The organism is Pseudonocardia sp. CA-142604 (genome assembly GCF_050948475.1).
Taxonomy (GTDB): domain Bacteria; phylum Actinomycetota; class Actinomycetes; order Mycobacteriales; family Pseudonocardiaceae; genus Pseudonocardia; species Pseudonocardia alaniniphila.
Genome location: NZ_CP192045.1, coordinates 7,512,779 through 7,533,145, shown reverse-complemented (window position 1 = coordinate 7,533,145; position 20,367 = coordinate 7,512,779). Strand labels below are relative to the sequence as shown.

At 67.0% G+C, this 20,367-nt stretch carries 22 protein-coding genes and 1 pseudogene; 14 read left to right on the top strand and 9 right to left on the bottom strand.

What is annotated here, in order from left to right; genetic code table 11:
* Window positions 1-189: 189 nt before the first annotated feature.
* Window positions 190-927: an XRE family transcriptional regulator gene (locus ACQPZQ_RS34135; protein WP_433287741.1), complete on the bottom strand. Its 738-nt coding sequence runs from the start codon at window positions 925-927 to the stop codon at window positions 190-192.
* Between the two features lie 108 nt (window positions 928-1,035).
* Between ACQPZQ_RS34135 and ACQPZQ_RS34130 the strand changes: the two genes are divergently transcribed.
* Window positions 1,036-1,512 carry a GntR family transcriptional regulator gene (locus ACQPZQ_RS34130; RefSeq protein WP_433287739.1) on the top strand — a complete coding sequence of 159 codons (477 nt, stop codon included), beginning with the start codon at window positions 1,036-1,038 and terminating at the stop codon, window positions 1,510-1,512.
* Between the two features lie 39 nt (window positions 1,513-1,551).
* Window positions 1,552-2,097 carry an HD domain-containing protein gene (locus ACQPZQ_RS34125; RefSeq protein ID WP_433287737.1) on the top strand — a complete coding sequence of 182 codons (546 nt, stop codon included), beginning with the start codon at window positions 1,552-1,554 and terminating at the stop codon, window positions 2,095-2,097.
* A gap of 735 nt (window positions 2,098-2,832) precedes the next feature.
* Here ACQPZQ_RS34125 and ACQPZQ_RS34120 read toward each other — a convergent pair.
* Window positions 2,833-3,312, bottom strand: coding sequence for an NUDIX hydrolase (locus tag ACQPZQ_RS34120; RefSeq protein WP_433287736.1), 480 nt, complete (start codon window positions 3,310-3,312; stop codon window positions 2,833-2,835).
* Complete coding sequence (locus tag ACQPZQ_RS34115; protein ID WP_433287735.1) at window positions 3,309-4,055, bottom strand: DUF5919 domain-containing protein; 747 nt, start codon at window positions 4,053-4,055, stop codon at window positions 3,309-3,311. The genes ACQPZQ_RS34120 and ACQPZQ_RS34115 overlap by 4 nt, the downstream gene beginning before the upstream one ends.
* A 111-nt stretch (window positions 4,056-4,166) precedes the next feature.
* Between ACQPZQ_RS34115 and ACQPZQ_RS34110 the strand changes: the two genes are divergently transcribed.
* The 3 genes from ACQPZQ_RS34110 to ACQPZQ_RS34100 are packed head-to-tail and all read left to right on the top strand — an operon-like array spanning window position 4,167 to window position 6,786.
* A complete protein-coding gene (locus tag ACQPZQ_RS34110; RefSeq protein ID WP_433287733.1) occupies window positions 4,167-4,526 on the top strand; it encodes a WhiB family transcriptional regulator in 360 nt (119 codons plus the stop codon).
* Window positions 4,523-4,849 (top strand): hypothetical protein, encoded by a 327-nt coding sequence (locus tag ACQPZQ_RS34105; protein WP_433287732.1) that lies wholly within the window; start codon window positions 4,523-4,525, stop codon window positions 4,847-4,849. Before ACQPZQ_RS34110 ends, ACQPZQ_RS34105 begins: the two co-directional genes overlap by 4 nt.
* The gene (locus ACQPZQ_RS34100) at window positions 4,849-6,786 is read left to right on the top strand and encodes a hypothetical protein (RefSeq protein ID WP_433287730.1); all 1,938 of its coding nucleotides are present in this window, start codon (window positions 4,849-4,851) and stop codon (window positions 6,784-6,786) included. Before ACQPZQ_RS34105 ends, ACQPZQ_RS34100 begins: the two co-directional genes overlap by 1 nt.
* Window positions 6,787-6,908: 122 nt before the next feature.
* Here the strand turns inward: ACQPZQ_RS34100 and ACQPZQ_RS34095 are convergent, their stop codons facing one another.
* Window positions 6,909-7,259 (bottom strand): winged helix-turn-helix transcriptional regulator, encoded by a 351-nt coding sequence (locus ACQPZQ_RS34095; RefSeq protein ID WP_433287728.1) that lies wholly within the window; start codon window positions 7,257-7,259, stop codon window positions 6,909-6,911.
* Between the two features lie 110 nt (window positions 7,260-7,369).
* Between ACQPZQ_RS34095 and ACQPZQ_RS34090 the strand changes: the two genes are divergently transcribed.
* Complete coding sequence (locus tag ACQPZQ_RS34090; protein WP_433287726.1) at window positions 7,370-8,260, top strand: NAD(P)-dependent oxidoreductase; 891 nt, start codon at window positions 7,370-7,372, stop codon at window positions 8,258-8,260.
* 486 nt (window positions 8,261-8,746) lie between these two features.
* Here the strand turns inward: ACQPZQ_RS34090 and ACQPZQ_RS34085 are convergent, their stop codons facing one another.
* A complete protein-coding gene (locus ACQPZQ_RS34085; RefSeq protein ID WP_433287724.1) occupies window positions 8,747-9,355 on the bottom strand; it encodes a DJ-1/PfpI family protein in 609 nt (202 codons plus the stop codon).
* Between the two features lie 574 nt (window positions 9,356-9,929).
* Here ACQPZQ_RS34085 and ACQPZQ_RS34080 point away from each other — a divergent pair.
* Genes ACQPZQ_RS34080 through ACQPZQ_RS34070 form a run of 3 tightly spaced genes read left to right on the top strand, consistent with a single transcriptional unit; the run spans window position 9,930 to window position 11,405 of the window.
* Window positions 9,930-10,604 carry an AzlC family ABC transporter permease gene (locus ACQPZQ_RS34080; RefSeq protein ID WP_433287723.1) on the top strand — a complete coding sequence of 225 codons (675 nt, stop codon included), beginning with the start codon at window positions 9,930-9,932 and terminating at the stop codon, window positions 10,602-10,604.
* Window positions 10,597-10,911 carry an AzlD domain-containing protein gene (locus tag ACQPZQ_RS34075; protein WP_433287721.1) on the top strand — a complete coding sequence of 105 codons (315 nt, stop codon included), beginning with the start codon at window positions 10,597-10,599 and terminating at the stop codon, window positions 10,909-10,911. Before ACQPZQ_RS34080 ends, ACQPZQ_RS34075 begins: the two co-directional genes overlap by 8 nt.
* Window positions 10,908-11,405, top strand: coding sequence for an N-acetyltransferase family protein (locus ACQPZQ_RS34070; protein WP_433287719.1), 498 nt, complete (start codon window positions 10,908-10,910; stop codon window positions 11,403-11,405). Before ACQPZQ_RS34075 ends, ACQPZQ_RS34070 begins: the two co-directional genes overlap by 4 nt.
* A gap of 438 nt (window positions 11,406-11,843) precedes the next feature.
* Here the strand turns inward: ACQPZQ_RS34070 and ACQPZQ_RS34065 are convergent.
* Window positions 11,844-12,467: pseudogene (locus tag ACQPZQ_RS34065) on the bottom strand (sigma-70 family RNA polymerase sigma factor); the annotation flags it as partial.
* Between the two features lie 645 nt (window positions 12,468-13,112).
* Between ACQPZQ_RS34065 and ACQPZQ_RS34060 the strand changes: the two are divergent.
* A complete protein-coding gene (locus tag ACQPZQ_RS34060) occupies window positions 13,113-13,796 on the top strand; it encodes a gamma carbonic anhydrase family protein (RefSeq protein ID WP_433287717.1) in 684 nt (227 codons plus the stop codon).
* A 108-nt stretch (window positions 13,797-13,904) separates the two neighbouring features.
* Here ACQPZQ_RS34060 and ACQPZQ_RS34055 read toward each other — a convergent pair whose 3' ends face one another.
* The gene (locus ACQPZQ_RS34055; protein ID WP_433287716.1) at window positions 13,905-14,051 is read right to left on the bottom strand and encodes a hypothetical protein; all 147 of its coding nucleotides are present in this window, start codon (window positions 14,049-14,051) and stop codon (window positions 13,905-13,907) included.
* Between the two features lie 515 nt (window positions 14,052-14,566).
* On the opposite strand from ACQPZQ_RS34055, the gene ACQPZQ_RS34050 reads away from it, so the two are divergent.
* From ACQPZQ_RS34050 to ACQPZQ_RS34035, 4 genes are all read left to right on the top strand, one after another.
* Complete coding sequence (locus tag ACQPZQ_RS34050; RefSeq protein WP_433287714.1) at window positions 14,567-14,887, top strand: cupin domain-containing protein; 321 nt, start codon at window positions 14,567-14,569, stop codon at window positions 14,885-14,887.
* A gap of 98 nt (window positions 14,888-14,985) precedes the next feature.
* The gene (locus ACQPZQ_RS34045; protein ID WP_433299491.1) at window positions 14,986-15,183 is read left to right on the top strand and encodes a ferredoxin; all 198 of its coding nucleotides are present in this window, start codon (window positions 14,986-14,988) and stop codon (window positions 15,181-15,183) included.
* Window positions 15,180-16,406, top strand: a complete 1,227-nt coding sequence (locus ACQPZQ_RS34040; protein WP_433287712.1) for an NAD(P)/FAD-dependent oxidoreductase — start codon at window positions 15,180-15,182, stop codon at window positions 16,404-16,406. Before ACQPZQ_RS34045 ends, ACQPZQ_RS34040 begins: the two co-directional genes overlap by 4 nt.
* Before the next feature lie 51 nt (window positions 16,407-16,457).
* Window positions 16,458-16,817 (top strand): cupin domain-containing protein, encoded by a 360-nt coding sequence (locus ACQPZQ_RS34035; protein ID WP_433287710.1) that lies wholly within the window; start codon window positions 16,458-16,460, stop codon window positions 16,815-16,817.
* Between the two features lie 122 nt (window positions 16,818-16,939).
* Here ACQPZQ_RS34035 and ACQPZQ_RS34030 read toward each other — a convergent pair whose 3' ends face one another.
* The gene (locus ACQPZQ_RS34030; RefSeq protein WP_433287708.1) at window positions 16,940-18,334 is read right to left on the bottom strand and encodes a pyridoxal phosphate-dependent decarboxylase family protein; all 1,395 of its coding nucleotides are present in this window, start codon (window positions 18,332-18,334) and stop codon (window positions 16,940-16,942) included.
* Window positions 18,335-18,620: 286 nt separating this feature from the next.
* Window positions 18,621-20,321 carry a hypothetical protein gene (locus ACQPZQ_RS34025; protein ID WP_433287706.1) on the bottom strand — a complete coding sequence of 567 codons (1,701 nt, stop codon included), beginning with the start codon at window positions 20,319-20,321 and terminating at the stop codon, window positions 18,621-18,623.
* Window positions 20,322-20,367: the final 46 nt, after the last annotated feature.

Here is a 20,367-nt window from a genome sequence, read left to right as displayed (position 1 = left end):
TCTACCGGCAGGGCTCCTGCCACGTACTTTCAGGTTCCGTACGTGTTCGTTGAGTTCTCGACGGAATAGGACGATATCGTCAAGTCTCGACCGGCTTCTGAATCTTCGCTCCATAGCTCGGCTGGCGCTGCCCGGCCCCGGGCCGACGTTGAGTCCGTGGAAGGACAGTTGATGGCCATTTAGATGCTGTTAAACGTGCGCGGGGACGTCCATCGGTACGGCGCCGTCCCAGACACGCTCGAAGCTGTCGGTGTAGGTGGCGAACATGCCTCCAGGCTCGATGCGGCGCAGGTGTAGGACCGGTGCGTAAGCAGCGGCGATCCCGTGTACTTGCGGGTTGATAAGCATGTCGTCATCGGCGCGAAAGATCGAGTTGTACAGCACGGTCTCGTGCTGTCGAGCCTCTACGCCGGCCGTCTTCAGGAGGGGGCGGAACAGGGCTATCGCGTTGTGCACGCGTGCAGCAACTGCATGCCCGATGCCCTCCTCAGCTCCGCGTTCGGCCATGCGGGGTGAGTTCGCGTCAGCCAGCAGCAACCGCACTGCAACACCGACTCGTGCCCGGTCGGCCAGTAATCGGACCAACTCGACGTCCTCGGCGAGAAACAACGCCGCGTAGACGAGGATGCCGATTTCCCGCTGGGCGCCGGCGAACAAACGTCGCCACTCGTCCCGTGGCACGGCGCTCCGGTGCGGGTAGCACACCTTGATCTCGTGCGACACCTGGACGTCGAGCCCATCTGGATCAGGCCACAGCGCCCGTTCCTCTAGCTTCAAGAGATCCGCGACGGCCCAGCGGTGGCGGGGGTGGGGGAGGCGGCCGGCCATCCAGCGCTGCACGGTCTTGGGGTCGACGCCGAGTGCTGCCGCGACGTCGAGCTCGCGGAGCCTTGCGTTTGCGAGCGCGCGGCGCAGGGCGTCGTTCACGGTTCCTCCCCTGATCAGCGGAACATCGGGGACGGTAGCACAAGAAGTCCCAAGACGTCCCTATATGTGGTTCACGTGTTCTGGGGCTTCCGGGAGGCTTGGGCTGCCATGAGTGACGAGAACAGGGCTGGTCTCAGACGTGACTTCTTCGAGGCGCTCGCTCGGCCGCTCCGCGTTCAGATCTGTACTGGGGAGCTGGGGCCAGGCTGCCTCCTCCCGTCTGAGTCTGAGCTTGCGCGGCTTGCCGGTACCAGGCGCTACTCGATCCGCAAGGCTCTTTCGTTGCTTCGGCAGGAAGGCCTGATCGAGCCAGTGCCCGGCCGAGGATGGGCTGTCGTCGGCGGCGATTTCGGACCATCAGGTGAGATGGCCCTGCTCCCGCGCTACCGGCAGATCGCGGCCGAACTCCGCTCAGCCATCAATGCGGGCGATCTCGCGGCCGGTTCAATTTTGCCCAGTGAGGCAGATCTAGTCGCTCGGCATGGAGTCTCGCGTGCCACTGTCCGCCAATCGCTCACCTTGCTGGAGGCGGAGGGGCTGATCAGCGCCCGCGCGGGTGCTGGTCGGTATGTCCGTGTGCACTGACGTGCGACAGGTCGTGCGGGTGTGGGTAGCCTTCATTACGTGCGGCAAGTCGGAGGGGCGCGTGAGTTGGCCGAGGCGCTCCTCGCGGAGGCGTTGCCGCGCCGCTGGATGCACACTCAGGGCGTGGCCGCCGCCGCGCGGCGTCTGGCTCCTATCCTCGGCGAGGATGCCGAGCTCCTAGAATCCGCGGCTTGGCTGCACGACATCGGGTACGCACCCGCCATCGCTGATCTCGGCTTCCATCCCCTGGACGGCGCCCGCTACCTGCGCAACTCCGAGAACGCGGACCCGGTTCTCTGTGGCCTCGTCGCCTTCCACACCGGCGCGATCCACGAAGCCCGAGAGCGAGGCCTCGACTCCGAGCTGACGGGCGAGTTCACTCCAGCGCCGCAGCTACTCGCAGACGCCCTCACCTACTGTGACATCACCACTGGGCCTGATGGCAACACAGTCGAGCTCACGGAACGACTGACCGACATTCAGGAGCGGTACGGGTCCGATCACCCTGTCGGTCGGGCGGTTCGTAGGGCGAGCTCGTCCTACGTAGAGAGTGTGCGAGAGATCGAGGCCCGTCTCGCGATGTAACGTCTCCCGGACGTTCTCCGGACGTTTCTGACGTTTTCGGTGCTGCGAAAAGACCTTGAAGCGCGGTACAAATGCCCCCCGGCTGCTGGTCTCGTTGAGCCATGGCAGCAGAAGGTCAACGTCCGGCGGCGAAGGTTGTTTTCCTGCGGCCCGTCTCTGGCGCACGTCTCCCAGCGGTCGTGGCTGCGATTGAGTTCGTGGCCACGCAGTATGGCGGGGCTGAGCGGATGCTGGGGCAGCACTATCCGATGCCCAGTGGGTTGTGTGCCGGGTGCACTGCCTGTCCCACCCGCCACCCGTGTCAAGCTGCGCGTATTGCTGAGCTGGCGAAACGGCACCCGAAGTACCGAGACCCACGGGTTCAGCAGTAAGAGAGAGGGTCGCCCTCTGGACTATGCCTGTGGCGTCTGGCGCCCATAGGCGGTGCAGTTCCCGACCGCCACACTGTAACTGTAAGGAGATGGATCTTGACTAGCTCGACACATGAATCGTCGTACGTGGGCATATTGAACGAAGAGGCAGTCATTGCGGTGATGATAAGTGAGTGCGGCATGGTGTGGCGCGTCCATACGCAGCACGGCGATGACGGAGCGGGTCGCTGCCTGATCTGTAGAACGACTTTCCCGTGCGAGGTCCGCGGGTACGCGCATCTCGCGGCTGTCCGCCTCTCCGGCCGAACCCACGAGCCGCAGTCACTCTCCTAGCGCTGAGTTCCGCCTCCAGCAAGATTCCGGATCACTCCAAGTAGGGTGTCCCGTTGAAGTGCAGCATATAGCCGACTCGGCGCTTCTGGGCGGGCGTCATGGGGAGCTCGCGGACGTCCCGGCGATCCACCCAGGCGACTTGGAGTGACTCCGGACTGGTCGTGGTCTCGCCGCAGAGCGGGAAGCCGGCGAAGAGGATCGAGAACTCCTGGCGAACCTCGCCGTTGCTCGTGAATTCGACGACGTTTCGAGGGCTGCTGAAAATTCCGATCAGGCCGGTGATCTTGCAGTCGATGCCAGTTTCTTCGTGTACTTCTCGACGTGCCGCTTCCAGCGGAGTCTCTCCAACTTCCTGCTTGCCCCCAGGGATTGCCCACTGGTCATTGTCGGATCGCCGGATCATCAGCAGCTGGTCGTTCTCGTTAACGACCGCGACGGACACACCTGGGACTATGCGGGTGGCCCGGGGTGCATCGGGGTCGTCGAAGTAGTCGATCCGTCGTCCGCTCATGCGCTCGACCCTAGTGACTTGGCATTGGTCCAGATCGTCTCGAAGCTGTCGCGGTAGAGCGTCACCATGTCACCTCCAGGGACCTTTCGTAGGTGTAAGACGGGGGCGTTCGAGCCAGCGACGCCATACACGTGTGCGTTGATGATCAGGTCGTCGTCGGAACGGAAGATGGACGTGTAGAGGCACGCGTCGTGAAGACGGAACTCGATGCCGTCCACCCTCCGCAGCGGGCGCAGGAGCGCGAGCACGTTCCGGATTCGTGAGGCAACTACGCCGGGGCCGGTGTCCTCTTCCTTCTCCCGCAGCGCCACCGCGGGCGCGTCCGGGTCGCTGATCAGGAGCCGGACGCGTACTCCAGCCTCGGCCTTCTGCCGGAACAACCGCACTGTTCCGGAGTCCTCCGCGATGAAGAGGCCGGCCATGGTGAGCATGTCGATCGATTCTTCGGCGTCGGCGAAATGCTGGGCCCATACCTCTCGGGGTACGGCCCAGCGGTGCGGGTACACGCTGACGATCTCGCCTCTGGAGGCGGCCGATACCTGGTCGCGGGGGAGTGCGTCCGGCCAGAGGTAGGACTCGTCGACGCCGAGGAGTGTGGCGATGGCGAAGCGGTGTTTGCGGTAGGGCGCTCGCCCACCGATCCAGCGTTCGGCGGTCTTGACGTCCACCTGGAGCCGCTCTGCGAGCTGGGCCGGGGTGAGGCCCTTCTTGAGCAACGCCGCACGTAGACGCTCGTTTGACAAGCCGCCACCCCTCCGGGACGTCCTGGGACGGTCGCGACCTTATGGGGACGTCGTCGACACGTCCAGCCAAGTGGTGATCTTGTTCCGGCGTCTGCGGCGAATCTCGGTGTCATGAACACATCACGCAGCCACGAACAGATGAGCGCCGAGCTGGACGGGTTGGCCGAGGTGCCGTCCGATGTGCTCGCATCCTGGGTGAGCGACCGGGGCCGGTGCCAGTGGGAAGCAACGTTCGACGAGCGCCCGGAGTGGACCGGCGAAGGTGACGCCGACCGCGGGCTGGCCGCACAGATCTGTGCCGGGTGTCTGGCCCGGGCCGAGTGTCTGGAGCTGGAGCTACGCATCGGCGGCGCGCAGACCGTCGGAGTCTGGGGTGCACTCAACGAGGAGGACCGGCGGGCCCTGCACGAGGTTTGGTCGTGCCGCCGTCGTACCGGCCGCGATCTGATGCCATCAGGCGAGTGGTCATGAGCGGCGTCGAGTTGTTCCTCGGCGGAGCCGTCGCGCTCGCCGTCGTATCTGTGATCGTGAAGGCCCGGGCCGGTGTGAAGTCGGCGCGGGCCGCCGCCGAGATCGCCCGGGTCGGCACGAGCCCGGTGTCGCTTGTCGGCCGAGTGGTAGTCACTGCGCTCGTGATCGTCGGCGTGCAGTGGTTGGTGATCAGTCACTCTGGCAACGCGTTGCTGTGGTGGGTAGTGCTCGGATTTCCGGCGTTGATCACTGCGTACGCGCTGATGAAAGCGTTGACCGTGATGCAGAGCAGCACATCACAGCGGCGTGGAGGTGGTTGGTGATGTCCTCCTCCGACGCGGGGCGCCCGGTTGATGGGTGTGGCGCATCCGCCGCACTCGCTGAGCCGGAACAGCAGGAGCCGGTGTATGAGGGCCAGCTTCTCTCAGAGATCGAGAGCGAGTACGTCACTCGACACTTCGCGGAGGTGAGAAAGGCTGCGGAGCTCGGCCCGACGGGCCACGTCGCCCGGCGGCGAGCAGATGTGATCCCTCTCCCGCATCTCGCGGTTGGAGCCGCGGTTCGAGCGGTCTGGCGTTCCGCAGAGTTGACGCATGCCCGAGCGGTTCTTGGCTACCGCGCGCGGAAGGCCCCGCGTGACCTGATGCGACTGACGTGGTTCGCGCTCCGGGGCCATGCGCGCTGGGTTCAGATGGCCTGGACTTTCTTCACCTATAGCGACCTGCGCCGTGACGTTCGCGCCGCCCGTCTGGCCGGCGACACCAAAGCGCGGCGGGAAGCCCAAGAGCGGATTCGGGACGACTCGCGTGCCCGGTGGGCTCGATTTGGAATGTTGGTCGAGTACGTGGGACGGAGCGTCACCGTGGTCGGGGTGGCCGCGCTGCTGCTGTGGCTCGTCGATTCGATGATGCCCCGCGGGGAAATGTGGCCCTGGCTAGCCGGCCTGTACGAACTGCTGGCGGTGTTGCAAAGCATGGCCATCGCGGTCATCCCGATCATTGTCGGGCTTGCTCCGTTTGGTTGGTTGGTCGCCGCTGTACATATGGGGCGGGACATGACACCCGGCACCGGGTTCCTGGTCCAGCCGCACCGGGAGGACGTCGGCGGATGGGTGGATGAGCGGATGATCTCCCAGGCCCTCGCCCACCTGGGAATCGCGCCCTTGGACAAGTTCCTCAAGAGTGGCGGGCAACTGGTCTACACGCTGCCTGCCCGGATCGATGGCAATGGCACGTACGCCCAGATTCGCCTGCCCCTCGGCGTGACAGCCGACATGGTGGCCGACCGGCGCGACCGACTCGCGGCCAACCTCGGCCGTGCAAAGCTCGAGACGTGGCCCACGGAGGGAGCCGAGGCAGGCCAACTCGACCTTTGGGTGGCCGACAAGGGAAATCTCGGCCGCGGGGCGGGGGCCTGGCCACTCCTCACCGGCGGCGAGGTGGACGTCTTCGGCGGTGTGCCGTTCGGGCGTTCCCAGCGCGGCGAGGTCCTGACCGCACCGATACTCGAGCGGAACTACCTGATCGGTGGCCAGCCCGGACAGGGGAAGTCCTCGGCCGGCCGCACTCTCTGCCTCGGCTGTGCGCTCGACCCGACCGTCGAGCTGCGCGTCTATATCTTCGCCTTCAACCCCGACTTCGACCCGTTCAGGCCTCGGCTGTCCGCCTATGTCAAAGGCGACGACGATGAGGCGATCGAGGCTGGGCTCGGCGAGCTCCTGTGGCTGCGTGACGAGGTCACGCGTCGGGGAAAGCTCCTCGAACGCCATGGCGCGGCAAGGGTGACCCGTAAGTTGGCCAACACAGTCGCAGGCCTGCACCCGGTGATCGTCGTCTTCGACGAGTGTCACGAGATGTTCGAGCATCCCGAATTCGGCGGAGAAGCCGGATCGTTGGCGATCAAAGTGATCAAGAAGGCCCGCAAGTGCGGGATTACCCTCATATTTCTCACCCAGTCGCCGACCGCCGCGTCGATCCCCAAGGACCTGGCCCGCAACTGCTCCAACGGCGTTGCGTTCGCGGTAGCAGACCATGTGGCCAACGACGGGCTCCTCGGGACCGGGAAGTACCGCCAGGGCATCCGCGCGACAGAGCTACGGCCCGGCGAGGACCGCGGTACTGCCGTGGCTGTGGGACTGACGGCGAACCGGTTTGAGCTGGTCAACACCTTCTATGTTGCATTCGACGAAGATCGCGACGATGTGACCCCAGTCATCGAGCGGGCTATTGCGCTGCCGAACGAAAACGGGCGAACGGTGTGAAGATCCGACCTGAAGAGAGCGCGCAAGCTGCTGAGTGATCGTGAGCGTCCTATGCGGGATCACCGACGACGGTGGCAGCTTGTTCAGATGCGCTGCGGCGAATGGTTGAGACGGGTGCTCCGTCAAGGCTTGGAGCTGGATCCCCACGGGATGTTCTCGATATGCGTCATATGTTGTTCGCCCCACTCGCCGAGCGGCCCGAGCGCGGTGTTGAGCGAGCGCCCGAAATCTGTGAGGGAGTACTCCACCCGCGGCGGGACCTCAGGATGGACCTCTCGGTGTAGGAGCCCGGCGGTCTCCATCTCGCGCAGCTGTAGTGCCAGCACGCGCTCGCTGATCCCCGGCAGCGCACGTCGGAGCTCGCCGAAGCGCAGCGCCCCGTCCTGGAGCATGAACAGGACCAGCCCCTTCCATTTTCCGCCCATGACGACGATGGCGGCGTCGAGTCCGCAGGTGAAGGTCCGTTTCGTCATCGGTTCTCACTTACACAGTTGTTAGTATCTGACGTAATTGTGCGTACTTGTGGGATTGTGTGCGAAGAAGCAGCATGAGTGGGAAATCTTTTCCCGAGAGGAGAACTGTCATGCTGGCGGACGTTCGCACACCTGTGACCATTATCGGGTTGGGGTCGATGGGCCGGGCATTGGCCGAGGCATTCATCGACGCCGGCCATTCGACGACGGTCTGGAACAGAACCGCCGCCAAGGCAAGCCCTCTGGTCGCTCGAGGCGCACGACATGTCGAGGCGGTGGAGGATGCAGTTGCGGCGAGCCCTCTGATCGTCACCTGTCTGACGACCTACGACGCCACGACCGATGTTCTGCTGCCTGCCGCCGGGGCGCTGCGCGGGCGCACCCTGGTCACGCTGAACAGCGGTACCCCGGCGGGCGCCCGCGCGATGTCTGCTTGGGCGGGCGGGCACGGTGCGCGCTTCCTCGACGGAGCGATCAAGAACGTGCCTTCGGCGATCGGTGGGGACGATACCCAGCTGTATTACAGCGGGAGCGGAAGCGCGTTCGCCGAGTACGAGAACACCCTGAAGGTTCTGGGCGGTGACACGTCCCACCTCGGGGAGGAGCCCGACTTGGCCGCGCTCTACGAGTCCGCGGTGGGTGCCACATTGCTGCCGGCGCTGGTTGGGTTCTTCCAGGGCGCTGCGGCCGTCCAGTCCCGCGGGCTGCGAGCGGAAACGCTGATCCCGTACACCGTCAAATGGCTGGAGATGATCGCCTCCGTGCTGCCCGTCTTCGCGCGCGAGATCGACAGCGGTGACTACACCGAACCCATGTCCTCGGTGCGTCTCTTCCTCGAGGCGGCTGCGTGGGACGAGGAGTTCGGCAGAGAGACGGGCGTCGACGTCTCCTGGAACGCGCCCCTGTATGACCTCGTGAGGCGCGCCGCCGAGGCCGGTCACGCGGATCACAGCATTTCCGCGCTGGTCGAGATCCTCAGGAAGCCCGAGACCGCCACATGAACGCTGCTCGCGCTTCGAGGAGCAGACACCACAGGAAGGATGCATCGGAACTGGACGTTAGCGGACAAATCCTCACTGTGATCGGGCTCGGTCCGCTGAGCCGGGCGCCCGCTGCGGCGTTTCTGGTGTCAGGAACACCCCGTCGACGATGTCGACGGTTTCGCCGGCTACGCAGGCTGATGGATGGGATGACGACGACTGGGAGGTCGTCGGGCCTGACCTGATCCCCTGCGGCGCTCAGGAGTCCCGCCTCAGGAGCCGCTAGATGTACCCGTCCATCAGGTTGGTGTCGGGCGGCTGGCTGGTGGGTGTCCTTGGTGTGCACCGGGGCGGCGTCGGGTGTTGTGGCCCTCGATCCATGGGGTGATTGCTACTCGGCGTTCGTCGTTCCTGGCGAAGACCTGCCCGACATCGGAAGACCGCGACCGTCGCCGGGGAGATGGCTCCCCGCCCTACCATCTCGACCCGACCCTTGATGCCGCGGTTTCAGCTGACCACGTTCACGGGAGCCTGGATGGCCGCGAATACGCGGTCGACGGTCGCCTGCTTCTCACCGACGGGCGCGACGTAGTCGACGGCGGCGCGTGCAATGTCCTCTCCGACCGTGCGGCTGATGGCCCACGCACCCAGGTAGAGCGATGCCAGGCAGCCACCCGCGGTGGCGATGGTGCCCTCGGTGTGGAACGGCTCGTCGAGCACTGTGACGCCGCAGTCCTCGACGAACGGGCGGCTTGTCGTGTCGGTGGACACCGGCATCGAGCCGAGCAGGCCCAGTCGTGCCAGCACCAGCGCGCCGGAGCATTGGGAGCCGATGAACTGGCGGTTCGGGTCGAGCTGTAGCGCTGTGAGCAGGGCGTTGTCGGCGACGACGTCACGCGTCCGGATACCGCTCCCGATCAGCACGACATCGGCCTCGGCAACGAAGCTGAGGGGACGTTGCCCGACCACCTCGACGCCGTTCATCGACGTGACTACCGACGTGGGCGTGGTGATGTACGCGGTGAGCCCGGCCGGCCGAGCCCGGTTGATCACCGCGGATGCGATGAAGCTGTCGAGCTCGTTGAACCCGTCGAAGGTGACCACGGCGACCTGCATTGAAGCTCCCTCTGCACCAGCGGAACAGCCTGTCCTGATCACACGGTGACGAGGCCGTGACCTGGGGGCAACAGCCAACTGGCGACAAGTGGCCGGATGGCGGCGGCCGACCGGGGGCACATCCTCAACCCAGGCTCCCCATCCGAGCCGGCGTTCTGACCGGCGTTCGGCGTTCGGCGCTACCTGCGAACGCTCCGAACGCGGCGGGAACGGGCCGTTCCTAGCGTCGTGGGCACCGCGCCGGATCGGCCGGCGCTGCGTCGGAGGGAACAGCATGAATTGCGGGACGAGTCCCGTGCCGGAGGCCGTCGATGCCGTTCGGCGCGGCCGAATGGTCGACTCCGTCGACGACTCCGACCGTCAGGACGAGGGCTACGTCGGCACGGCAACCGAGCGGGCTGCGGTGTCGCAGTCTGACGACACACGACGCCCACCCCGGGCTGATGGACCGGGTCCGCGAGCGGAGGCCGACGGAGATGTTCGACGAGGCCGCTTCCCGCGCGCGGGACTGGGGCGCCTGGCCGGCGGTATGAGCACTCGAGATGCCGCGGGGCGAGCCCCCGCACCATCCCCGGTGCGCCGCGGTGCGACCGACTCGGTCGCGGTGATCGTCGCCTACATCCCCTTCGGCCTGACGTTGGGCGCCTCGATGGCGGCGACCGGTGTCTCGCCGCTGGTCGCGTGGTCGTCGTCACCGCTGTTGTTCGGGGGTGCCGGGCAGCTGCTCGCGGTCCAGATGCTCGGCGCCGGTGCGAACGCGGCTGTCGTCGTACTCGCGGCGCTGGTGGTGAATGCGCGGTTCTTGCTCTACAGCGCTTCGCTGGCCGAGCACGCCGCGGCGTGGCCGCGCCGCCGGCGGTGGGCCGGCGCCTATCTCCTCGCGGATCCGGTGTACGCCCTGGCCACAGCCCGGTTCGCCGGTCCGGGCGGGGGCGGGTCGCCGCGGGAGCGGATGGCGTATTTCTTCGCCGTCGGAGCGACGCTCTGGGCTGCGTGGCAGGTCCTGACCGGCCTCGGAGTGCTGCTTGCAGGCGTGCTGCCGGTGGGCTTGCGACTCGATCTCGCCGCGCCGCTGACGTTCCTGCTCCTGCTTTTGCCGATGCTCACGAGTCGGCCGGCATGGGGCGCTGCGGCAGTGGGTGGGGTGGTCGCAGTCGCCGCCGCCGACCTGCCGCTGGGCCTGGGACTGCTGGTCGGCGCCGGTGCGGGGATCGCGACCGGCGCGTTCTTGGGAGGTCGTCGTGCGTGACCTGTTGATTCTGGTGGCCATCGGACTGGGGACCTACGGCCTGCGCGCCGCATTCCTCGTCCGGGCCCGCCCCGCTCCGCCCGCCGCCCTGGCAAGACTGCTGCCACACGTCGGGCCCGCGGTGCTGGCCGCGATCACCGTGCCGGCCCTGCTGGCCCCGCGCGGGGCGATGTCGGTTGGCGACACCCTGCCTGCGTTGCTGGCCGCCGCCACCGCATGGCTGCTGTGGCGACGGACGCGAAGTCTGCCCGTGGCCCTGCTCGGCGCGCTCGGCCTGTCCTCGCTCATGGCGTGGGTGCTCCCGTGACCGGCCCGGTTCGGGTGCGTGAACTGAGACCCGGCGAGTTCGACGTCCTCGACGCCGTCTTCGCCGGCCTGTCGCCCACCAGCCGCTACCAACGCTTCCACGCACCACTCCTGCAGCTGACCCCGCAGTCGCGCGAGCGCCTTGCGGCCGTGGACGGGCGGACCCACCTCGCCGTCGCCGCGTTCGCCGGCACGACGCCCGTCGGCATCGCCCGGCTGATCCGCGTCGGCGACTACTGCGCGGAGCTGGCCGTCGAGGTGGTCGATGCCTGGCAGCGGCGTGGGATAGGCACGCGTTTGCTCCGGGCCGTGGCCGCGCTCGGCGCTGAAGCCGGAATCCGCACCGTCGAGGCCGGCGTCCTCGCTGAGAACATTGGCGCACAGGTGGTGTTCGCCTCGGTGTTCCCGATTACGGATTTCGCCCAGGACGGGCCGGTAATCCGGTTCACCGCAGCCGTGGCCGATACCACCCGGATCGAGCCGCGGGCGGCCTGACGCTGCTCCGAGCGTTCGACGGCCACCCTGCCGCCTGGCACTGGGCGGGCGAGCGATCGGCCATGACGATGGCAGCGCTGATCCGCAGGACCATGGCGGAGGTCATGGGCGAATGTTGCATGTCACCCTGCTGGGCGAGTCAGATGGCCGGCGCGCACGATGCTGTCCGCATGCGTCCTTCGCCGTCGCGCGCTGATCGCATTCCTCGTCGTCGACAGCGGCTCGCCCCGGACAGGCCAGCAGCATGAGCCCAATGCGCCGCGCAGGGTGATGTAGCTCCAGCGGCAGGTTCGTACGTTCCTACCCCAGCACGCCCGGCATCCGCCTCGCTGCGACCGCCGGCCGGGCGTTGCGGCACGCCGCGATGCCAGAACGCCGGTGCTGGCGGTAGTCGGCTTGCGTGGGAGCTGGGCACCCCGGCGCCTTCGCGGAAGGCCGCACATCCGCATGGCTGTTGCGCAAAAACCCGCGCTCACGTGCGATCTCGGAGAGCTGGGCCCGCAGCTGACCGCGACCACGGTGCAACCGCGACATGACCGTGCCGACGGGTGTGCCCATGATCTGCGCGATCTCCTTGTACGCGAAGCCCTCGACGTCTGCGAGATAGACCGCGATGCGGAACTCCTCGGGCAGTCGCTGGAGTGCCGACTTCACGTCGTCGTCCGGCAATCGGTCCATCGCCTCGACCTCCGCGGAGCGCAGTCCGCTCGACGTGTGGCTCTCGGCGTGGGCGAGCTGCCAGTCGGTGATCTCATCGGTGAGCGCCTGGACCGGACGGCGCTTGTCCTTGCGATGCCCGTTGATGTGGGTGTTGGTCAGGATCCGGTAGAGCCACGCCTTGAGATTCGTGCCTCGGGAGAAGGATGTGAAAGCGGAGTAGGCCTTGAGGAACGTCTCCTGGACCAGGTCTTCGGCGTCCGCGTGGTTGCGGGCCATCCGGAGCGCCGCGGAATACAACTGGTCGAGCAGCGGCATCGCATCGCGCTCGAAGCGTGCATCACGCTCGGCAGGCGTCTCCTCGATGGAGCCGGCCTGCGCTGCGGAACCGGTGTGCTCGACCATCGCCTCGGTGACGTTCGCGGCCGACGCTTGATCCTCGGTGACGCCGCCCTCGACGAGCCCGATGTCGACAACCGGCATGGCGTCCTCCTGCTCTGCCGGCGCGGAGAGCCCCGACGCCCGGCTTCCCCGGATCCCCGGCGGTTGGTCCCGCTGTTGTGCCAGGCAGATCCCGCAGATCCGCCTCCGGCACCGGGACAAGGTGCGTTCACGCTCGCGAACAGAGCCTCCCGTCCGGCACTCCGCGGCACATCACCGCCAGACCCCATCCCGAGCCTGGTGCTGCCTGGATTCCCCTGATGCCAGCTACCCGGGTAGCGCGGTCGCCGCGTGACCGCGGCGCGTGCCACGACCACTCCGCCGACCGCGCCGCTGAAAGGCCGAACGCCCCGCCACGTTCGACGCCGACAACCGCTCGGGCGTCCCGGCAATCTGTAGATCCACTCCATCCTCGGCGGAGCGTTGAAGCGAGCCGGCGCCCGGGTCGTTCATGCGAGCCTGCGAGCCCTCGACGTGCCGGAACGACCGCGCGTAGCGTTGGTCGGCGCCGGACCGGGATCGCGCGAAAACGCGCGTGACGCGTCGAGCCGCGAGGACCCCGGAGGGCACGGGGCGCCGTTGGTACTCGACGGAACGGAGGCGTCGGGGATGAGGACCGTTCGCGAGCATTTCCAGCACCCGGTGGGACGCGGCGCCGTCTTCGTCAAGCATCGGAACGCCCGCCCGCGGGTCGACGAGTCTGCCTACATTGCGCCGACCGCGGTGGTCTGTGGCGACGTCACCGTGGGCGCCCACAGTCGTGTGCTCTTCGGAGCAGTCCTCACGGCTGAGGGTGGCCCGGTGGAGATCGGTGCGAACTGCATCGTCATGGAGAACGCCGTGGTGCGCGGCGTTCCGCACAACCCGGTCCGCCTCGGCGACAACGTGCTGGTCGGGCCGCACGCCCACCTCACGGGGTGTGTGATCGAGGGCGAGGCGCGGATCGCCACCGGCGCGATGCTGTTCAACGGCGTGCGGATCGGGGCGGGCGCTGAGGTCGAGTTCGGCGCGGTGGTGCACGTGAATACCGTCGTGCCCCCTGGGATGGCAGTGCCGATGGGCTGGTTCGCGGGCGGTGACCCCGTGGAGCTGGTGCCGCCCGACGACTGGCACCGCATCCGGGCAGTGCTGGGTCGGCTGGACTATCCGGGCACGGTCTTCGGCGTCAGCCAGGCCCCGGGGCAGTCGGCGATGCCGGACATCGCCCGCCGCTACGCGCGGTCGCTCGCCCTTCATCGCTACGACGAAACCTACGTCCCGGTGCGGGACCGGCCGCCGACAGACGCGCCCTGACTCCCCGGCTGGCTCCGACTTGCGGCCGTGAGCCGGTTCGCCGAGCAGCCGGTGTGGGCACCGTCGTGCGCCCCCGGGAATGCGCGGGACTACGCGCGGCCCGAATGTTCACCCTGAAACGTGCAGAACCGTGAGGGTGCCGTCGTCCGAGTTGGTGACGAATCCGGTGGTGCCGTCGGGCTGCACGCCGACCGAGGTCGGTGAGGTGCCGGTGGGGATGGTGGCGGTGACCGTCAGCGAGTCGACGCTGATCACCGAGACGCGTGGTCGTTGACGTTGGCGCCGCGGTTCACCGAACCGGACAGGGGGGTGGCCCGCCAACGGCTGCTCCCGCTGGGCGAGCCCGGCAGATGCTGCACGCTCATGTCGGCGACGCTGGCGGCGGTGGTGCCTGCCGTTGTCATATCGCCGATCGCCGTCCGGGCCGCGGCGGGCGCCACGCGGTCTGACGCCGAGATCGCCGCCGACACGTCTGCGTCCCTTGAGGTTGGCAAGGAGATCTACGGCCGATTGCCTCCTCTGTGCGGACCGCATGCCGTCGATACAATTTGTTCGAACCGTTCTTCGTGGTCTTCGGTCAAGGCATCCCCTTTCAGTGGTGCCCGTCACGGCCCGCCGAGAAGTGGTCCCTTAAAATCGCGCCGAACTGGTTCACGGATCGGTGGCTCGGCAGGGTTAGCGTCAGGTGTATGCCTGTTGTTGCATCGAACATGACGCAGAAGGATCTACTGCACGTTACGGGCGCGTCCATACCCGAAGGATCCACCGTGATGACCAGGCTTCTCGAGTTGCCGCCGGGCGACCCCGGAATCGGCCCACATCGTCATTCCGGGCCGGTCTTCGGGTACATACTCGAGGGCGAGATCCTGTTCGAGCTCGAAGGCCAGGCCCCGTATCGCATCACAGCCGGCGAGGCGTTCTGGGAGCCTGGTGGCGACGTCATCCACTACACGGCCGCCAACCTCCTCCCGACCAGGACGAGCCGGTTCGTCGTGGTCATGCTGTGTGCGCCCGACGTCGAGATGATCACGATGGTGGACGATCAGGAACTTGCTGCGAAGGCGGGCAGTCGCATTCCCATGGCCGAGTAGAGGGCCTGTCCGAAGACGCCGTGAGATGCCCGCAGGCGAGGGGTCTGCGTGGCGGCGTGCGGCAGTCGCACGGCGACACACAAGTCGAGGAGAGCGATATGCCAATTGTGACTGCAGACCGGGGACGTTGTCAGGGCTGGGCGAACTGCGTCGCGGGAGCCGACGACGTGTTCGACATCGACGACGACGGTCTCGTCGTGCTTCTGCAGGCCGAAATCCCGGAAGTCGACCGAGCAAGAATTGATGAAGTTGCCCACCGCTGCCCGATGAGCGCTCTGATAGTCACAGACAGTTGAAACCGACGGTTGTCGTCGTCGGCACGTCCGTCGCCGGGGTTCGCACGGCGCAGGCACTGCGTTCTGCCGGCTATGACGGGAACGTCGTGCTGGTGGGCGAGGAGAACGCCCTGCCCTACGACAAGCCGCCTCTGTCGAAGGGGTTGTTGACCGACGCGCTCACCACGGATGATGTCCGACTCCTCACCGACCAGAGGGCCGCCGAGGCCGACATCCAGCTCATGCTCGGCCGATCCGCCGTGCGGCTCGACGTCACTGCGCGCAAGATCGAGCTCTCGGACGGAACCCGGCTGCCCTTCGACGACGTCGTCATCGCGACGGGAGCGCGGGCCCGGCCTTCGCCGTGGGGTTGTCCGGCCGGTGTCCACACCCTCCGCGCTCTCGACGACGCTGCGGCGCTGCGCGCTGAGCTGCGCCGCGGCGGCCCGGTCGCCATTGTCGGCGCGGGGTTCATCGGATGCGAGGTTGCCGCCACTGCACGCGCCGCCGGCGTCGACGAGGTGACGATGCTCGACTCCGCGGCCGGCCCGCTGGGTCGGTCACTACCACCTGCCATCGGGGAGCGGTTCGCCTGGCTTCATGAGGAGCATGGCGTTCGCACCCACTTCGGGGTGGAGGTGTCGGCCGTCGATCGGGTTGGCGACGAGCTTGTGCTCCGCCTCGGCAATGGGTCGACGTTGCAGGCGGCCACTGTTGTCGTGGGCATCGGAGCGGTGCCGAACGACGACTGGCTCCGCGACTCCGGGCTGAACGTCGACGACGGCGTTCTGTGCGACCAGCACGGCCGAGCTGCACCACACGTCTACGCCGTCGGGGATGTTGCCCGGTGGTATCGCCCGCGCTGGGGCACGTCGGCGCGAATCGAGCACTGGACCAATGCGGTCGAGCAGGCGGCCTGCGTCGCCCACAACATTGCGCAGCCGGAAAGCCCGCGGGAACACGACCCGTTGGAGTACGTCTGGAGCGATCAGTACGACTGGAAGATTCAGATTCTGGGTCGCACGGGTGCAGACCTCGGCTACACGACGTTCGAGCACGCACGGAAGCCTGCTGCATTCGCAGTGCTCTTCAGGGATTCGGGTGGCGCGTGTGTGGGCGTACTCACGGTCAACTGGCCCCGCGCGCTCGTCACCTGCCGGCGAGCTCTGAGCAGAGGTGCGACCTGGCAGGAGGTCCGCGACTCGCTGGCGTCGGCTCACGTCGTTCCGTCACATGGACGGTGACACACCACGATTGGAGATATCACGGTGAAATATGTACTCTCCCCTCAGGAAATGGAATGGCACAAGCTCGAGAAGCCGGAGTTCCCGGGCATCGGGTTTCAGTTCACTGACAGTGTGGTCGACAAGGACTACACCTCCGCCTACAGTGTTCAGTTGTCAAGAATGGGACCTGGCGGGAGGTCGAAGCTCCACCGTGAGTCCTACAACCACGCCTTCTACATCGTCGCGGGCACCGGAACCGTGCGAGTCGAAAAGGAGACGTTCGACCTCGATCCCGGCACTCTGGTCAAGATTCCCCGAGGGATTCCGCACGCCATGGACAACACCGGTTCCACAGACCTCGAGTTCCTGGTGATCTACGACCCGCCCTACGTCACCGGCACCAACGCGGTGCCCAACCTCGAGGACTGATCGTCATCCGGGCGGCGAGACGTGTCGCTCGTCGCTCTGCCGGGGGCCACCCGTCGCGTGATCGCGGCAGATGGCCCCCTCGGGCTGTGGAGACACTCTTCCCTGCGACGCCCGACCGTTGCTTACTGTTCAGCGGCGATGCGGGCGGTCTCGGCCCGGATGATCTCCACCGCGTCGGTGATGAGTCCCAGGTGGGTGCGGTGGGACACGATGCAGACGCGCAGCGTGTAGCGGCCGTCGATCTCCGTGGTGGAGAGCACGAACCGGCGGTGGGCGTTGATCCGGTCCAGCAGGCGCCGGCTCGCCTCGTCGGCCCGCTCGACTGCGGCCCGGCTGCCGCCCGAGGGACGGATACGGAAGATCACGGTGGACAGGTCCGGGCTCAGCGGGACCTCCAGGTCCGGGATGCCGGACAGGGCGGTGTGGACGTGTTCGGTCAGGTCGAGCTTCTCGTCCAGGGCGTCGCGGAAGGCGTCCGTGCCATGCAGGTGCAGGGGGAGCCAGGCGCGCAGGCCGCGGATCTCGTGGGTCAACTCGGGTCCGAGGTGTCCGGAGTCGGGCACGTTGCCTCCGGCGATGTCCTGGAGGTAGCTGCCGGTGCCCTCGTGCGCAGCGTGCAGCGCGGCGACGTCGCGGACGACCAGGGCGCCGGTGCCGAAGGGCAGGAACAGGGTCTTGTGCGGGTCCAGGGTGATGGAGTCGGCCTGCTCGACACCGGTAAGTCGTTCCCTGCCGCGTGCGGTGAGGCGGAAGAAGCCTCCGTAGGCGGCGTCGACGTGGAACCACAGGTTCTCGCGGTCGGCCACGTTGGCGAGCTGTGGCAGAGGGTCGATCGTGCCGGCATGGGTGGTGCCTGCGGTGGCCACCAGCAGGAACGGCCGTAGCCCGGCTTCCCGGTCGGCGCGGATCATCGCGGCGGCGGCGTCGGGGTCCATCCGCAGATCCGGCGTGTGCGGCACGAGGCGTATGTGTGCCGCGCGGATGCCGGCGAGGCGAGCGGCCTTGGCGACGGAGTGGTGGGCGAAGGCGCTGGTGTAGACGGCGCCTGGGGCGATGTCCTCACCGAGTCGGTCGTGGCGCGCGGCGACCGTGGCGGAGAAGGTGGCGATGGACCCGCCGCTGGTCAACAGGCCACCGCTGCCCGCGGGCAGCCCGCACACGTCTGTGGCGATCCAGCGGATCACGCTCTCTTCCAGCGCGGCGAGTGCCGGAGCCACCGCGGCGACGCCGCCGTAGCGGTTGGTGGCGCGGTTGTAGAACTCGGCGAGCGCGGCGGTGAACAGGCCGCCGCCCGGGATGTACGCGAGGTGGCCGGGCCCGGCCGACTCCACGGCGCAGTCGACGGCCTCGTCCAGGCGCTCGAGCAGTACCTTCAGGTCGCCGCCCACGGCGGGCGGGGGTGCCAGGAAGGACTCCGCCAGTTCGGCCGTGGCCTGCGGGGACAGGGGGTTGGTTGCGGGTCGAGACGGGAGCTGCTCGGTGCGGGCGATGACCCGATTGAGGACAAGATCTCCCATTTCGGCCATAGCGGCGCGATCTGGCTCCAAAGAGAATTGGCTCATGAGGCGGTCCTGGAGTGAGAAGGGTACAAAGGCTGCAGCCTTGGTGACGAGTGCATGATCAACTGCAGTCTACGTAAACCACCGGCTGATGGTGTACCTCCTCGGCGCCGATGCCGGCCTAGTAGCGACGGAACGACGTCGCGCTCCTGGAATCGGAACGGTAATCCCGCTGGCACCGACGGATCGGCTCCCGGCTGAAGGCGGGCCCGACCTGTGCCGGTCGTCCTCAGGGGGTGTCGACTTACGAAGCGAGTTTTGCGGCGATCAAGCTCGTGGCGCTCTTGGGGTCGTCACGCATGTTCAGGCCGTCCCAGTCGAGCCCGAGAGCTGCAATGGTGTCCTTCGCCTCTTTCGCGCGCGTCTGATCGGCCCCATCGCCCCTGGCCATCCGGTAGAGCGCGGACGCGTACTCCTCCCGCTTACTCGGCCCGGCCTTCTTCCAGAACGCGAGGGTCTCGACAATCCGGGTACCGAAGGAGCGGGCGGGCTTCTCCTCGTCGAACTCGTCTGTCAGGTTCCAGCGCTTGGCGAAGTACCTCCACGACTTGTATCCGACGAGGCTGATCGCCACGGCGGCGGCCAGTCCGGTGAGCGCCCACCCGACGGGCGTCCCGGCGAGCACGCTTGCGCCGGCCGTCGCCAGACCAGCAGCGACAGCGATCGCGACGACGAGGTTGGCAACGGCTGCCGCAGTCTGGAGCGCCCCAACCCCCGCGTTGACGATCTTCTTGATCAAACCGCGCTTGTTCTTCTTCACCGCATATGCCTGGATCATGCGGAGCGAGATCTTCTTGGGCGCACCCCGACGATGCTGTTTGACCTCCTCGGAGGCCTCCTTCAGCGCAGTTTCCATGGCGGCCTTGAGATCGCTGCGTTCCTGTCGCCTCGCCAATGCCCCGCGCAGCGCGACGCCTGCCTCGTCCCGCGCTTGATTCAACCGTTGAAGCTCGAGCTGCATCGGCCTCAGTCTCGCGAGTACGTTGTCCCAGGGCTGGTCCAGGGGCACGCCGGCTTCTTCCGGGTGGTGGAGAAGCATAGTGACCTGGTGATCGTACTCTTTGCTTTTGTCGGCGTGATATTCATCGAGGGTTTTGACCACCTGCCGCGAAGCAGTGACCTCCTGTTCTGCCGCATCCAGTGCTCGCTGCGGCTGCTCGTTCTCGTCCGCCATGAGCTTCTGCAGCTCCTTGGCCCGGGCGTGTGCCTTGGCTGCCTTGCGGCCGTACCGCCCCACCTGTATCGCCGTTGCCGGCGCTCCGGCGGCGAACCCGGCCGCGAGCGCAGTGTTGAACGCCTCGACGGGCAGGTGTGCAAGGTTGATCGCCCCGCCGGCCGTGAGGGCGGCGTTACCGGCGACACCGGAAACGTCCTGAATGATGTCGCCTTGGGCCTGGCCGTGCCGACGACGTGCGTCCCGCCGTGCAGCGCTGCCTTCTGGAGATGTTTTCAGGTCGTGCCGTGCTTCCCTCAGTTCTTTGACGGCCAGTCCGAGCCCAACTGTGTTGGCAACCGTCGAACCAGCGGGGCCTGCAATACCTCCGGCGAAGGAAGCGCTCGTGCTGACCTCGGGGTCTCTGAAATCCGCACCGATGGTGAAAGGGGCGTACGTGGCTACCTGGTTGGACGACACGTCGAGGGGGCCGACGTTGGTGTCGGCAAACCGAGTTGTGGCGTCCCGGAGGCCATCGGAGCTGGACTGGGGCTGATGAGGCCGTGGCGGAACCGGAGGAAGGTCCTTCCATTGTCCGGCAAAAGACTCGGCAGGTGCCCGCTGAACGCTGGCGGTCGAAGACCGGAGCATGGCCACCACGGCCGCATTCCCGGCCAGCCGCTGCAAAGTGAGGATTTCGGCATGTGTTCGGTTGATCGCTGCCGCACGCGAAACCCGGCAGGCCCCTGAGTTCATCTCTCGCTCTGGGCCACCGGCAAGGCGTTCGTGCACGCTTCCCTCCGCGACGCTCCGCACGCTCGCAAGCCTGACGACTTGA

Bases quoted from the DNA above. Each gene is read 5' to 3' on its own strand.
- ACQPZQ_RS34035 (WP_433287710.1), top strand. From the start codon at position 16,458: ATGGAATGGCACAAGCTCGAGAAGCCGGAGTTCCCGGGCATCGGGTTT.
- ACQPZQ_RS34060 (WP_433287717.1), top strand. From the start codon at position 13,113: ATGAGGACCGTTCGCGAGCATTTCCAGCACCCGGTGGGACGCGGCGCC.
- ACQPZQ_RS34030 (WP_433287708.1), bottom strand. From the start codon at position 18,334: ATGGGAGATCTTGTCCTCAATCGGGTCATCGCCCGCACCGAGCAGCTC.
- ACQPZQ_RS34120 (WP_433287736.1), bottom strand. From the start codon at position 3,312: ATGAGCGGACGACGGATCGACTACTTCGACGACCCCGATGCACCCCGG.
- ACQPZQ_RS34095 (WP_433287728.1), bottom strand. From the start codon at position 7,259: ATGACGAAACGGACCTTCACCTGCGGACTCGACGCCGCCATCGTCGTC.
- ACQPZQ_RS34130 (WP_433287739.1), top strand. From the start codon at position 1,036: ATGAGTGACGAGAACAGGGCTGGTCTCAGACGTGACTTCTTCGAGGCG.
- ACQPZQ_RS34085 (WP_433287724.1), bottom strand. From the start codon at position 9,355: ATGCAGGTCGCCGTGGTCACCTTCGACGGGTTCAACGAGCTCGACAGC.
- ACQPZQ_RS34045 (WP_433299491.1), top strand. From the start codon at position 14,986: ATGCCAATTGTGACTGCAGACCGGGGACGTTGTCAGGGCTGGGCGAAC.
- ACQPZQ_RS34100 (WP_433287730.1), top strand. From the start codon at position 4,849: ATGTCCTCCTCCGACGCGGGGCGCCCGGTTGATGGGTGTGGCGCATCC.
- ACQPZQ_RS34050 (WP_433287714.1), top strand. From the start codon at position 14,567: ATGACCAGGCTTCTCGAGTTGCCGCCGGGCGACCCCGGAATCGGCCCA.
- ACQPZQ_RS34110 (WP_433287733.1), top strand. From the start codon at position 4,167: ATGAACACATCACGCAGCCACGAACAGATGAGCGCCGAGCTGGACGGG.
- ACQPZQ_RS34105 (WP_433287732.1), top strand. From the start codon at position 4,523: ATGAGCGGCGTCGAGTTGTTCCTCGGCGGAGCCGTCGCGCTCGCCGTC.
- ACQPZQ_RS34090 (WP_433287726.1), top strand. From the start codon at position 7,370: ATGCTGGCGGACGTTCGCACACCTGTGACCATTATCGGGTTGGGGTCG.